At 67.8% G+C, this 13413-nt stretch carries 12 protein-coding genes; all 12 read right to left on the bottom strand.

The window, feature by feature from the left end; genetic code table 11:
* Positions 1-10 precede the first annotated feature (10 nt).
* The 12 genes from rplB to AB0J06_RS23765 all read right to left on the bottom strand — a co-directional run bounded on the left by rplB (position 11) and on the right by AB0J06_RS23765 (position 13269).
* Positions 11-850 carry a 50S ribosomal protein L2 gene (gene rplB, locus AB0J06_RS23820; RefSeq protein ID WP_357431465.1) on the bottom strand — a complete coding sequence of 280 codons (840 nt, stop codon included), beginning with the start codon at positions 848-850 and terminating at the stop codon, positions 11-13.
* Positions 851-862: 12 nt separating this feature from the next.
* The gene (rplW, locus tag AB0J06_RS23815; RefSeq protein WP_357431463.1) at positions 863-1165 is read right to left on the bottom strand and encodes a 50S ribosomal protein L23; all 303 of its coding nucleotides are present in this window, start codon (positions 1163-1165) and stop codon (positions 863-865) included.
* Positions 1162-1824: a 50S ribosomal protein L4 gene (gene rplD / locus AB0J06_RS23810; RefSeq protein ID WP_357431461.1), complete on the bottom strand. Its 663-nt coding sequence runs from the start codon at positions 1822-1824 to the stop codon at positions 1162-1164. The genes rplW and rplD overlap by 4 nt, the downstream gene beginning before the upstream one ends.
* On the bottom strand, positions 1821-2486 hold the full coding sequence (gene rplC / locus AB0J06_RS23805; RefSeq protein ID WP_357431459.1) for a 50S ribosomal protein L3: 666 nt from the start codon (positions 2484-2486) through the stop codon (positions 1821-1823). Before rplC ends, rplD begins: the two co-directional genes overlap by 4 nt.
* A gap of 11 nt (positions 2487-2497) precedes the next feature.
* The gene (gene rpsJ, locus AB0J06_RS23800) at positions 2498-2806 is read right to left on the bottom strand and encodes a 30S ribosomal protein S10 (protein ID WP_007073037.1); all 309 of its coding nucleotides are present in this window, start codon (positions 2804-2806) and stop codon (positions 2498-2500) included.
* Positions 2807-3177: 371 nt separating this feature from the next.
* Complete coding sequence (gene tuf, locus AB0J06_RS23795; protein WP_357431457.1) at positions 3178-4371, bottom strand: elongation factor Tu; 1194 nt, start codon at positions 4369-4371, stop codon at positions 3178-3180.
* Positions 4372-4545: 174 nt separating this feature from the next.
* Positions 4546-6642: an elongation factor G gene (gene fusA, locus AB0J06_RS23790; protein ID WP_357431454.1), complete on the bottom strand. Its 2097-nt coding sequence runs from the start codon at positions 6640-6642 to the stop codon at positions 4546-4548.
* 60 nt (positions 6643-6702) lie between these two features.
* Positions 6703-7173, bottom strand: a complete 471-nt coding sequence (gene rpsG, locus AB0J06_RS23785; RefSeq protein ID WP_357431452.1) for a 30S ribosomal protein S7 — start codon at positions 7171-7173, stop codon at positions 6703-6705.
* Position 7174: 1 nt separating this feature from the next.
* Positions 7175-7549, bottom strand: a complete 375-nt coding sequence (gene rpsL / locus AB0J06_RS23780) for a 30S ribosomal protein S12 (protein ID WP_014440718.1) — start codon at positions 7547-7549, stop codon at positions 7175-7177.
* Between the two features lie 428 nt (positions 7550-7977).
* Entirely contained in the window at positions 7978-8352 is a 375-nt protein-coding gene (locus AB0J06_RS23775) for a hypothetical protein (protein ID WP_357431510.1), read from the bottom strand.
* Between the two features lie 589 nt (positions 8353-8941).
* Positions 8942-9307 carry a hypothetical protein gene (locus tag AB0J06_RS23770; protein WP_357431450.1) on the bottom strand — a complete coding sequence of 122 codons (366 nt, stop codon included), beginning with the start codon at positions 9305-9307 and terminating at the stop codon, positions 8942-8944.
* A gap of 74 nt (positions 9308-9381) precedes the next feature.
* On the bottom strand, positions 9382-13269 hold the full coding sequence (locus AB0J06_RS23765; RefSeq protein WP_357431448.1) for a DNA-directed RNA polymerase subunit beta': 3888 nt from the start codon (positions 13267-13269) through the stop codon (positions 9382-9384).
* Between the last annotated feature and the right edge of the window lie 144 nt (positions 13270-13413).

Below are 13413 nucleotides of genomic sequence, written 5' to 3'. Positions count from 1 at the left end.
AGCTCTCCTGTTACCCGCGCTTGCGGGTCGCGTAGCGGCGGCGGACGATCAGCTTGTCGCTCGCCTGGCCCTTACGGCGGGTGCGGCCCTCAGGCTTACCCTGCGGGTTGACCGGGTGGCGACCACCGGAGGTCTTACCCTCACCACCACCGTGCGGGTGGTCGACCGGGTTCATGGCCACACCACGGACGGTCGGGCGCTTGCCCTTCCATCGCATGCGACCGGCCTTACCCCAGTTGATGTTCGACTGATCGGCGTTACCGATCTCGCCGACAGTGGCCCGGCACCGGACGTCGACCCGACGGATCTCACCGGACGGCATACGCAGCGTGGCGTAGGCGCCTTCGCGACCCAGCAGCTGGATCCCGACACCGGCCGAGCGGGCCATCTTGGCCCCGCCGCCCGGGCGCAGCTCGACCGCGTGGATCGTGGTGCCGACCGGGATGTTGCGCAGCGGCAAGTTGTTGCCGGGCTTGATGTCGGCGCCCGGCCCGGACTCGACCGCGTCGCCCTGCTTGAGGTCCTTCGGCGCGATGATGTAGCGCTTCTCGCCGTCGAGGTAGTGCAGCAGCGCGATGCGCGCCGTGCGGTTCGGGTCGTACTCGATGTGCGCGACCTTCGCCGGAACGCCGTCCTTGTCGACCCGCTTGAAGTCGATCAGACGGTACTGACGCTTGTGCCCGCCACCGTGGTGCCGTGTGGTGATCCGGCCGTGGGCGTTACGCCCGCCCTTCTTCGGCAGCGGAACCAGCAGCGACTTCTCGGGAGTCGAGCGCGTGATCTCGGCGAAGTCGGCGACGCTGGAGCCACGCCGGCCCGGCGTCGTCGGCTTGTATTTACGGATAGCCATTGTCTATACCCCTCAGCTGACCGGGCCGCCGAAGGCCTCGATACGGTCACCGTCAGCCAGCTTCACCATCGCCCGCTTGGTGGCCTTGCGCTGACCGAACCCGTTACGGGTGCGCTTGCGCTTGCCTTCGCGGTTGAGGGTGTTCACCGTCAGAACGCGGACGTTGAAGATCTGCTGAATAGCGATCTTGATCTCGGTCTTGTTGGCGTCCGGGTGAACCAGGAACGTGTACCAGTTCCGGTTCAGCTCCCCGTAGCTCTTCTCCGAGACGACCGGCGCCACGATGATGTCGCGCGGGTCAGCAATCGTGGTCACTTGGCTTCCTCGCTTCCGGCTGCACCGGACGTCTCCGCCGGAACCCCGAGGAACTCGTCCAGGGCGTCGGTGGTGAAGACGACGGCGTCGGCGACCAGCACGTCGTACGTGTTGAGCTGGCCAGCCTCGATCAGGTGCACGCTCGGCTCGTTGCGGAGCGAGACCCAGTTGAGCTCGTCCTCGCGACCCAGCACGACCAGCACGCGGCCGGCCTCCGTCACCTTGCGGAGCGCGGTCAGGGCGCTCTTGGTCGACGGCTTGTCGCCACCGACGAAGCCCTCGACCACGTGCACGGCACCGCTCCGGGCCCGGTCCGAGAGGGCGCCACGCAGGGCGGCGGCCTTCATCTTCTTGGGCGTCCGCTGGCTGTAGTCCCGCGGGACCGGGCCGTGCACCACGCCGCCACCGGCGAACTGCGGCGCGCGGATCGAGCCCTGACGGGCCCGGCCGGTGCCCTTCTGCTTGTACGGCTTCTTACCGCCACCAGCGACCTCGCCGCGGGTCTTGGTCTTGTGGGTGCCCTGCCGCGCGGCGGCCAGCTGCGCCACCACCACCTGGTGCATGAGCGCCATGTTCGCCTGCGCGTCGAAGATGTCGCCGGGCAGCTCGACCGAGCCGCTCTTGGCGCCCTCGGCGTTCAGCACGTCAACGGTCGTCACTTCGCCGAACCGCCCTTCTTGACCTGGGCCTTCGCCGCGGTGCGAAGCAGCACCAGCGCGCCCTTGGGGCCGGGGATGGCCCCCTTGACGAGCAGGAGGTTGTTCTCCGCGTCGATCGCCTGCACGGTGAGGTTCTGCACGGTGTAGCGCACGCCACCCATGCGACCCGCCATCTTCATGCCCCTGAAGACACGACCGGGGGTCGCGCAGCCGCCGATGGAACCCGGCGAACGGTGCTTGCGCTGGACGCCGTGACTGGCGCGCAGGCCGTGGAAGCCGTGCCGCTTCATGACACCGGCGAAGCCCTTGCCCTTGGTCTTGCCGGTCACGTCGATCGGCGCGCCAGCGGCGAACGCCTCGACGGTGACCTCCTGACCGAGTTCGTACTCGGTCGCGTCAACGGTCCGCAGCTCGACGAGGTGCCGACGCGGTGCCGCGCCAGACTTCTCGAAGTGGCCGGACTTCGGCTTGTTGACCTTGCGCGGGTCGATGGCGCCGTAAGCCAGCTGGACCGCGGAGTAGCCGTCCTTGTCGGGGGTGCGTACCTGAGTCACGACGCACGGGCCGGCCTGCACCACGGTCACCGGCACAACGCGGTTGTTGTCCCAGACCTGGGTCATGCCGAGCTTGGCGCCCAGGATGCCCTTCACTTGCCTGTCCATTAGTCCGGTCCCTACAGCTTGATCTCGATGTCGACGCCAGCCGGCAGGTCGAGGCGCATGAGCGAGTCGACCGTCTTGGGGGTCGGGTCGATGATGTCGATCAGACGCTTGTGCGTGCGCATCTCGAAGTGCTCGCGCGAGTCCTTGTACTTGTGCGGCGAGCGGATCACGCAGAAACGGTTGATCTCCGTGGGCAGCGGCACCGGGCCTGCAACCTGTGCCCCGGTGCGCGTCACCGTCTCGACGATCTTCCGCGCCGAGGAGTCGACGACCTCGTGGTCGTAGGCCTTGAGCCGGATGCGGATCTTCTGTCCCGCCATGATGGCTTCTGTTCCTTCTCTCGATGCCGCTTCATACGGGGGCGCCGCCCCCGAAGGCGTAATGCCTCGCTTTTCGCTCGGCGCTGCCTTCGCAGTCCTTGCACCCGGGCTCCGCCTTACTGGCGAGCTCTGGTGTCCGACCCCCGCGGTCGGGCGTGTCGCGCTCCAGGACCAGGCTCCGCCCCGGGTTTCCGAGGCGATCTGACCCGTACAGGAGCTGACCCATCCGGGAGGTCGGGCGTCGGTCGTGTCTCCACGAGCCGAACGCCGAGCGAGGGTGGCTGACTGATGCACAGTCAGCCACCCTGCGCGGACGCAACCTGACTAGTATGCCGCACTAACGGGCGGCAGTGCCAATCGGGTTACCTTGGTCACGCAATGATCTTGGTGACGAACCCAGCGCCGACCGTACGGCCACCCTCGCGGATCGCGAACTTGAGGTTTTCCTCCATCGCGATGGGCTGGATGAGCTTCACGGTCATCGTGGTGTTGTCGCCCGGCATGACCATCTCGGTGCCCTCAGGCAGCGTGACAACGCCGGTGACGTCCGTGGTCCGGAAGTAGAACTGCGGACGGTAGTTCTGGAAGAACGGGGTGTGGCGGCCACCCTCCTCCTTGGAGAGGATGTAGACCGTCGCCTCGAACTCCGTGTGCGGGGTGTTCGAGCCCGGCTTCACGACGACCATGCCGCGCTCGACCTCGTCGCGCTTGGTGCCACGCAGCAGCAGGCCGACGTTCTCGCCCGCGCGGGCGTCGTCCAGGGTCTTCCGGAACATCTCGATCGCGGTGACCTTGGTCTTGAAGCCCTTCTCCTTGATGCCGACGAGCTCAACATCCTCGTTCGGCAGGAGAACGCCGCGCTCCACGCGACCGGTGACGACGGTGCCACGACCGGTGATCGTGAACACGTCCTCGACCGGCATCAGGAACGGCTTGTCGACCTCGCGCGCCGGCTGCGGGATCGCGGTGTCGACCGCGGTCATCAGCTCCAGGAGGCGGCCGGTCCACTCCGGGTCTCCCTCGAGCGCCTTCAGCGCGGAGACCCGCACCACCGGCAGGTCGTCGCCCGGGTACTCCTGCGACGACAGCAGCTCGCGAACCTCGAGCTCGACGAGCTCGAGCAGCTCCTCGTCATCGACCATGTCGCTCTTGTTGAGCGCCACGACGATGTAGGGAACGCCGACCTGACGGGCGAGCAGCACGTGCTCGCGGGTCTGCGGCATCGGGCCGTCGGTCGCCGCGACCACCAGGATCGCGCCGTCCATCTGCGCGGCACCGGTGATCATGTTCTTGATGTAGTCCGCGTGACCGGGGCAGTCAACGTGCGCGTAGTGCCGCGACTCGGTCTGGTACTCGACGTGCGCGATCGAGATCGTGATACCGCGGGCCTTCTCCTCCGGCGCCTTGTCGATCTCGTCGAACGGCGTGTAGGGGTTCAGGTCCGGGAACTGGTCGTGCAGGACCTTCGTGATGGCCGCCGTCAGCGTCGTCTTACCGTGGTCGATGTGACCAATGGTGCCGATGTTGACGTGCGGCTTAGTCCGCTCGAACTTCGCCTTCGCCACTGGTGTCCTCCTGTGGACTTCTTAGTTCGTACGCCCGGCGCGCCGTTCGGCGCTTAGGACTCTGTCGACAGCCTTTCCGGCCCAGGTCTTGCAGCCGGGAAGAACATGGGTCCTGCGGCAGTGAAGCCTTCAGGCCCGGTAGGGCGCGCAGCTCGCCCGAAGGCGAGCCGGGGATCACTCCCCGGTCGCCTTCGCGATGATCTCCTTCGCCACGTTGGTCGGAACCTCGGCGTAGGAGTCGAACTGCATGCTGTAGCTCGCCCGGCCCTGGGTCTTCGACCGCAGGTCGCCGACGTAGCCGAACATCTCCGACAGCGGCACCAGGGCCCGGACGACGCGGGCTCCGCCGCGCTCCTCCATCGCCTGGATAATGCCACGCCGGGAGTTGAGGTCTCCGATGACGTCACCCATGTTCTCCTCAGGAGTGGTGACCTCAACGGACATCATCGGCTCGAGCAGCGCCGGGTCGGCCTTACGTGCGGCCTCCTTGAGCACCATCGAACCCGCGATCTTGAACGCCATTTCCGAGGAGTCGACCTCGTGGTACTGGCCATCCAGAAGCGTCAGCTTCAGGCCGACCATCGGGTAACCGGCAAGCACGCCGTACTGCATGGCGTCCTGCGCGCCGGCGTCCACCGAGGGGATGTACTCCTTGGGGATGCGACCGCCGGAGACCGCGTTGACGAACTCGTACGTCGCCCCGTCGGCCTCCATCGCAAGCGGCTCCAGCTTGACGATGACCTTCGCGTACTGACCCGAACCACCGGTCTGCTTCTTGTGGACGAAGTCGAGCTTGTCCACGGTCCGGCGGATCGTCTCCCGGTAGGCCACCTGCGGCTTGCCGACGTTGGCCTCGACGTTGAACTCGCGCCGCATGCGGTCGACCAGGATGTCCAGGTGCAGCTCGCCCATCCCGGAGATGACCGTCTGACCGGTCTCCTCGTCGTTGCGGACGCGGAAGGTCGGGTCCTCCTCGGCGAGCCGCTGGATCGCGGTGCCGAGCTTCTCCTGGTCGGACTTGGTCTTCGGCTCGATCGCCACCGAGATGACCGGCTCCGGGAACGTCATCGACTCCAGGATGACCGGGTTGGCGGGGTCGCTCAGCGTGTCACCGGTGGTGGTCTGCTTGAGCCCCTGGACGGCGATGATGTCGCCAGCCTGGGCGGTCGCCCGCTCCTCACGCTTGTTGGCGTGCATCTGGTAGATCTTGCCGATGCGCTCCTTGCGGTCCTTGGTGGAGTTGATCACCTGCGAACCGGATTCGAGCGTGCCGGAGTAGACCCGGACGTAGGTCAGCTTGCCCAGGTGCTTGTCCGTCTGGATCTTGAAGGCCAGACCGGAGAACGGCTCGGTCTTCGAAGGCTTGCGCAGCAGCGGCGTCTCGCCGTCCGTCGCCGTGCCCTCGATCGCCGGGATGTCCAGCGGCGACGGCAGGTAGGCCACAACCGCGTCGAGCATGGGCTGAATGCCCTTGTTCTTGAACGCGGTGCCGGTCATGACCGGGTTGGCCTTGCCGCCGATCGTGGCACGCCGGATGGCGGCCTTGATCTCGTCGGTGGAGATCTCCTCACCCTCGAGGTACTTCTCCATCACGGCGTCGTCGACGTCGGCGAGCGTCTCCATCAGCTTCTCGCGCCACTCGGCGGCCGAGTCGGCGAGGTCGGCCGGGATCTCCTCGACCGTGTAGTCCTCGCCCTTCTCGGTCTCGCCGCGCCAGGTCAGCGCCTTCATCTCGATCAGGTCGACGACGCCGATGAAGTCGGCCTCCGCACCGATCGGGATCTGCAGCACCAGCGGCGTGGCGTTGAGCCGGTCGATCATCATCTGGACGCAGCGGAAGAAGTCGGCGCCAGTCCGGTCAAGCTTGTTGACGAAGCACATCCGCGGAACGTTGTACTTGTCAGCCTGACGCCACACGTTCTCGGTCTGCGGCTCCACGCCGGCAACGCCGTCGTAGACCGCGACCGCACCGTCGAGCACCCGCAGCGACCGCTCGACCTCGACCGTGAAGTCGACGTGGCCGGGCGTGTCGATGATCTGGATCGTGTGACCCTTCCACTCGCACTTCGTCGCGGCGGAGGTGATCGTGATACCCCGCTCCTGCTCCTGCTCCATCCAGTCCATGACGGCAGCGCCTTCGTGGACCTCACCGATCTTGTACGTGATACCGGTGTAGAACAGGATCCGCTCAGTGGTCGTGGTCTTACCGGCATCGATGTGCGCCATGATGCCGATGTTGCGTACCTTGGCGAGCGCTTCTGCGGCGGCCACTTCAATCCCTACTTCGTCTCGTCGGAGTCCGCTGTCGCCAGCGGTGCTGCCCGCTCTCTGTTACCAGCGGTAGTGCGCGAAGGCCTTGTTGGACTCCGCCATCTTGTGCGTGTCCTCGCGCCGCTTGACGGCGGCACCGAGGCCGTTGCTCGCGTCGAGCAGCTCGTTCATCAGGCGCTCGATCATGGTCTTTTCCCGGCGCGCCTTGGAGTACTGCACCAGCCAGCGCAGCCCGAGGGTGGTCGCCCGGGTCGGACGGACCTCGACCGGCACCTGGTAGGTCGCGCCACCGACACGGCGGCTGCGGACCTCGAGGGTCGGCTTGACGTTGTCCATCGCGCGCTTGAGCGTGACGACCGGGTCGGTGCCGGACTTTTCGCGGCAGCCCTCGAGGGCGCCGTAGACGATGCGCTCGGCGAGCGCACGCTTACCGCGCAGCAGGATCTTGTTCACCAGCTGAGTGACCAGCGGCGAGTTGTACACCGGGTCCGCGACCAGCGGTCGGCGCGGAGCGGGGCCCTTACGCGGCATGTCAGCTCTTCTCCTTCTTCGCGCCGTAACGGCTGCGGGCCTGCTTGCGGTTGCGGACACCCTGGGTGTCCAGCGAACCACGGACGATCTTGTAGCGCACGCCGGGAAGGTCCTTCACACGGCCGCCGCGGACGAGCACGATCGAGTGCTCCTGCAGGTTGTGGCCGACGCCGGGGATGTACGCGGTCACCTCGATCTGGCTGCTGAGCTTGACACGAGCGACCTTGCGCAGCGCCGAGTTCGGCTTCTTCGGGGTGGTGGTGTACACACGCGTGCACACGCCGCGGCGCTGAGGGCTCCCCTTCAGCGCGGGCGTCTTGGTCTTGCTCGTCTTCGCCTGGCGGCCCTTGCGGACCAACTGCTGGATCGTGGGCACCGGGTTTCTCCGCTCCCTTCGGCCGACTCACACGGCCGCGCCGTTTGTCATAGCCACCCTGGCGGGTGACTCTCCTACATTCCGGCCAGGACCCCTGGCAGGGGTACCGGCACCCGCGGTCGGGCGTGTCGCCCGCCCCGCGGTTCCGGCGCACGTTCGCACGTGCACCGGAATCTTTGTCGTTGTCGTGACGCTGCTCGATTGCCGCAGGAGCGGCTCTGGCCCACGCACGCATTGCCCGGGCAGGCCCGGGCACGAGGGGAAAGAGTACCGACCGTGAGCGCACAGGTCAAAACGAGAATCAGAGAGGAGGTTGGACGCCTCACCCTCGTGCCCCGTGTCGCCATCTCACCCGCGGAGAGCAACTCCGATAGCAAAGTGTACCGGCTGCCGACCGCAACGGCTCGTCCGGTCCCCCGTGGCCGATTTCACCGCGCCTGCAGGAACAGGGCCAGCGCGAAGGCGAACACCGTTGTACCCAACCCGACCCCGCCGGCGCTCATTCCCGCCACGGCGAGGCCCCGGCCGGTGAACCGGATGGCCGGAGGCGGCGCGATCCGACGGATCTGGCGCCGGCCGAGCAGCGCGAGCCCGAGCGCCGCGACGCCGAGCAGTCCAGCGAGAACCGCGAACGCGCCCGCGGCCCACGCGCCCCACCCGCCCTCGGCGCCGGTCACGCCGAAACAGGCCACGACCAGGGAAACCAGCACAGAGGCAACCCCGGCGACGAGCGAGCCGACCGCTGGGCCCGAGGTGACCGGCGGCACGTCCAGGTGCACCACGCCGAACGCGGTCCCGGGCACCGCCTCGACGCGGCGGGGCGGCCGCAGCGCCTCTCGTGGCGGCGGTGGGACCGGCCGGAGAAACCCGGCGACCCCGGCAGCCGGGACAGCCGGCGGGAAACCGCCGATCGGATACGCGCCCGCGGGGCCCGCGCCGGGCGCCGACGGATAGCCCGGTCCGGGCCGCCCGTACGGGCTGCGCGGGGATGCGTTGGGCGGAAATGGGGTGCTCGGCCGCGCGGCCGGCGCGGGGGGCGGGGGCGGGACCGGGTCGACGGGCTGCGGATCGCGGGCGAATGACTCGGCCGCGGCGATCTCACCGGGGCCGGAAGAACGCGCACCGCCGTCGGTGGGCGGAGCGTCCGTCGCCGGGTCACCCGGTCGTTCGTAGCTCGGCACATGGAAGCTCGGCTGATATCCGGACGCTTCCGGCGTATCGCGCACCGGTTCGTCCTCCGCCGGCCGCGGCTGCGCCTCTTCCGTCACGGACTCCCCCTCCAGCGCGCCGGTAGCGGCGACGGCCCCGAGCACGATCGCGCCGCGCTCCTGGGACCAGGCTACCGCCGGGGGCCGGCGCGGAGCGCGCCCGAGGTCGGTGGCGGGGGCAGTCCTAGTCGACCGTCGGGGCGAAGTCCTGTCCGACGGGAGCCGTGGCCAGATGGAACAGGCCGACGACGGCGGCGACGACAATGGCGGTCGCGGTCAGGACGATGCCGACCCAGGCCAACCGCTCGCCGCGCGCCAACCAGGCCGCACCGGTCAGATAACCCCCGGACGCGTACGCCTCGCGCCGTGCCTGCCGGGCCAGCGTCAACGCGATCGTGGCGGGGACGATGCCGCCGACGAACAGACCGGTCAGCGCCGCGACCAGGCCGAGCAGGAACACGGCGCGGGCCTTGGTCGAGCGGACCGGGTCGGGGTCGAGGGGGTGACGCGCGATGGTCGCGACGGGGGTGGGGGCCGGCGTCAGTTGCACTCCCCCAGCCTACAAACGGCAGGGCGCCCGCCGCCTCGCGAGAACGAGGTGACGGGCGCCCTGGATGGAGCTGTTTAGCGGTACGACCCGAAGTCGAAGTCGTCCAGCGGCACTGCCTGCCCGCTGGCCGGCCCGAACCCGTAGTCGGTCTCGGGGTACCCGGTCATCGAGTACACCTTGGCCTTCGCCTCCTCGGTCGGCTCGACCCGGACGTTGCGGTACTTGCTGATGCCCGTACCGGCCGGGATGAGCTTTCCGATGATGACGTTCTCCTTGAGGCCGACGAGCGAGTCGCTGCGCGAGTTGATCGCCGCGTCGGTCAGTACCCGGGTGGTCTCCTGGAAGGAGGCCGCCGAGAGCCAGGAGTCGGTCGCCAGCGACGCCTTGGTGATACCCATCAGCACCGGACGACCCGCGGCGGGCTCGCCGCCCTCGGAGACGAGTCGGCGGTTCTCCGACTCGAACACCGCGCGGTCGACGAGCACACCCGGCAGGAACTCTGTCGCGCCGGAATCGATCACCGTGACCCGCTTGAGCATCTGGCGGATGATGATCTCGATGTGCTTGTCGTGGATGAGCACACCCTGCGAGCGGTAGACCTCCTGGACCTCCTGGGTCAGGTGGACCTGGACCGCGCGCGGCCCGAGGATGCGGAGCAGCTCGTGCGGGTCGATGGTGCCCTCGGTGAGCTTCTCGCCGACCTCGACGTGATCGCCGTCGTGGGCGCGCAGGCGCACCCGCTTGGAGATCTTGTCGTGGACGATCTCTTCGCTGCCGTCGTCCGGCACGATGATGATCTTCCGCGACCGCTCGCCGTCCTCGATCCGGATCCGGCCGGGGGTGTCGGCGATCGGCGCCTTGCCCTTGGGCACACGCGCCTCGAAGATCTCCTGCACACGCGGTAGACCCTGGGTGATGTCCTCACCGGCGACACCGCCGGTGTGGAACGTCCGCATGGTCAGCTGCGTACCGGGCTCACCGATCGACTGGGCGGCGATGATGCCGACCGCCTCGCCGACGTCCACGGTCTTGCCCGTCGGCAGCGACCGGCCGTAGCAGGCCCCACAGACGCCCAGCTTGGACTCGCAGGTGAGCACGCTGCGGACCCGCACGTTCTCGACACCGGCGGCGACAAGCTTGTCGACCAGGATCGAGTTGAGGTCCGCGCCGCGCTCGACGACCAGGCTGCCGTCCGGCCCCTTGATGTCGTCGGCGATGGTGCGGGCGTGCACGCCGGTCTCGGCGTGCTCGTGCACCACCAGCTTGCCGTCGACGAACTCGCCGACCTGCATCGGGATGGCCCGATCGGTGCCGCAGTCCTCCTCGCGGATGATCACGTCCTGCGAGACGTCCACCAGACGACGGGTCAGGTAACCCGAGTCGGCGGTCCGCAGCGCGGTGTCCGCGAGGCCCTTACGGGCACCGTGCGTGGAGATGAAGTACTCCAGTACGGACAGACCCTCCCGGTAGCTGGCCTTGATCGGCCGCGGGATGATCTCGCCCTTCGGGTTGGCCACCAGACCACGGATCGCGGCGATCTGACGGAGCTGGAGGAGGTTACCGCGGGCACCCGAGTTGATCATCTTCCACAACGGGTTCTCCTGCGGCAGCGCCGTCTCCATCTCCTTGGCGATCTCGTTCGTCGCCTTGGTCCAGATCTCGATGAGCTCGCCGCGACGTTCCTCGGCGGTCATCAGGCCCCGCTGGTACTGCTTGTCGATCCGGTCGGCTTCCTTCTCGTACCGGTCCAGGATCTCCCGCTTGCGCGGCGGCGCGATGACGTCTTCCATGCCGATCGTCACGCCGGACCAGGTGGCCCAGTGGAAACCGGCCTCCTTGAGTCCGTCGAGCGTCGCCGCCAGCGCCACCTTCGGGAACCGCTCGGCGAGATCGTTGACGATCGCCGAGAGCTGACCCTTGCGGATCTCGTAGTTCACGAACCGGTAGCCCTGCGGAAGGGTCTCGTTGAACAGGACCCGGCCCAGCGTGGTCTCCACGATGAGCGGCTCGCCCGCGGTCCACCCCTCCGGGGCTTCCCACTTCGGTCCGGCCACGCCGTTGTCGACCTCGATCACGCCCTGCAGACGGACCTTCACCGGCGTCTGCAGGTGCAGTTCGCCGTTGTCGAACGCCATCCGCGCCTCGGCGTCGGAGCTGAACGCGCGCCCCTCCCCGTCGCCGCCCGGCGTGAGGTGGGTCAGGTGGTAGAGCCCGATGACCATGTCCTGGGTGGGCATGGTGACCGGCTTGCCGTCGGCCGGCTTGAGGATGTTGTTCGACGACAGCATCAGGATCCGCGCCTCGGCCTGGGCCTCGGCGGAGAGCGGCACGTGCACCGCCATCTGGTCACCGTCGAAGTCCGCGTTGAACGCGGTGCAGACGAGCGGGTGGATCTGGATCGCCTTGCCCTCGACCAGCTGCGGCTCGAAGGCCTGGATGCCCAGACGGTGCAGGGTCGGCGCCCGGTTGAGCAGCACCGGGTGCTCCCCGATGACCTCTTCCAGCACGTCCCAGACGACCGGGCGCTGGCGCTCGACCATCCGCTTGGCGGACTTGATGTTCTGCGCGTGGTTGAGGTCGACCAGCCGCTTCATCACGAACGGCTTGAAGAGCTCCAGCGCCATCTGCTTGGGCAGACCGCACTGGTGCAGCTTCAGCTGCGGGCCGACGACGATGACCGAACGGCCGGAGTAGTCGACGCGCTTGCCGAGCAGGTTCTGACGGAACCGACCCTGCTTGCCCTTGAGCATGTCGGAGAGCGACTTCAGCGGACGGTTACCCGGACCGGTGACCGGCCGACCGCGACGGCCGTTGTCGAACAGCGCGTCGACGGCCTCCTGCAGCATCCGCTTCTCGTTGTTCACGATGATCTCGGGCGCGCCGAGGTCGATCAGTCGCTTGAGGCGGTTGTTGCGGTTGATGACACGACGGTAGAGGTCGTTCAGGTCGGACGTCGCGAAGCGACCACCGTCGAGCTGGACCATCGGCCGCAGGTCCGGCGGGATCACCGGAACGCAGTCGAGCACCATGCCGAGCGGCGAGTTGCGGGTGTTGAGGAACGCCGCGACGACCTTGAGCCGCTTGAGCGCACGGATCTTCCGCTGGCCCTTGCCGGACCGGATGATCTCCCGCAGCAGCTCGGCCTCGGCGTCGAGGTCCATGTTGCCCACCAGGGCCTTGATGGCCTCGGCGCCCATCCCGCCGGTGAAGTACTCACCGAACCGGTCGCGCAGCTCGCGGTAGAGCAGCTCGTCCGTGACCAGCTGCTTCGAGTCGAGCTTGCGGAACGTGTCGAGCACCTCGTCGAGACGGTCGATCTCGCGCTGCGCCCGGTCGCGGATCTGGCGCATCTCGCGCTCGCCGCCCTCTTTGACCTTGCGCCGCACGTCGGCCTTGGCACCCTCGGCCTCAAGCTCAGCCAGGTCGGCCTCGAGCTTGGCGGCCCGCTTCTCGATCTCCGAGTCGCGGCTGTTCTCCGACTGCCGCTTCTCCGCGAGGATCTCGTTCTCGATCGTGGACAGGTCGCGGTGACGCGCCTCGGCGTCCACGCTCGTGATCACGTACGAGGCGAAGTAGATGATCTTCTCGAGATCCTTCGGCGCCAGGTCGAGCAGGTAGCCCAACCGGCTGGGAACACCCTTGAAGTACCAGATGTGGGTGACCGAAGCCGCGAGCTCGATGTGGCCCATCCGCTCACGCCGCACCTTCGAGCGCGTCACCTCGACGCCACAGCGCTCGCAGATGATGCCCTTGAAGCGGACCCGCTTGTATTTACCGCAGTAGCACTCCCAGTCCCGCTGAGGACCGAAGATCTTCTCGCAGAAGAGCCCGTCCTTTTCCGGCTTCAGAGTGCGGTAGTTGATCGTCTCAGGCTTCTTGACCTCGCCGTGCGACCACTGGCGGATGTCGTCAGCGGTAGCCAGGCCAATGCGCAGCTCGTCGAAGAAGTTGACGTCGAGCACGTTATGTGTCCCCTATGTCGTCGTCTGTACTGCTAGCTCTCGGGCAGGGGCGAGGCGTTCGATGTGCTGCCGCTGGCCATCGAGACCCCCGACGAGGGGCTGCGCCTTTTCGAGCTGCCCGACCGGGCGGTGCTCGAGGTGCCG

The sequence above is a fragment of the Micromonospora sp. NPDC049679 genome (genome assembly GCF_040659735.1).
In the GTDB taxonomy this organism is placed as follows: domain Bacteria; phylum Actinomycetota; class Actinomycetes; order Mycobacteriales; family Micromonosporaceae; genus Micromonospora_I.
Note: the sequence above shows the minus strand (reverse complement) of the source record. Positions and strands in the feature narration are given on the sequence as shown.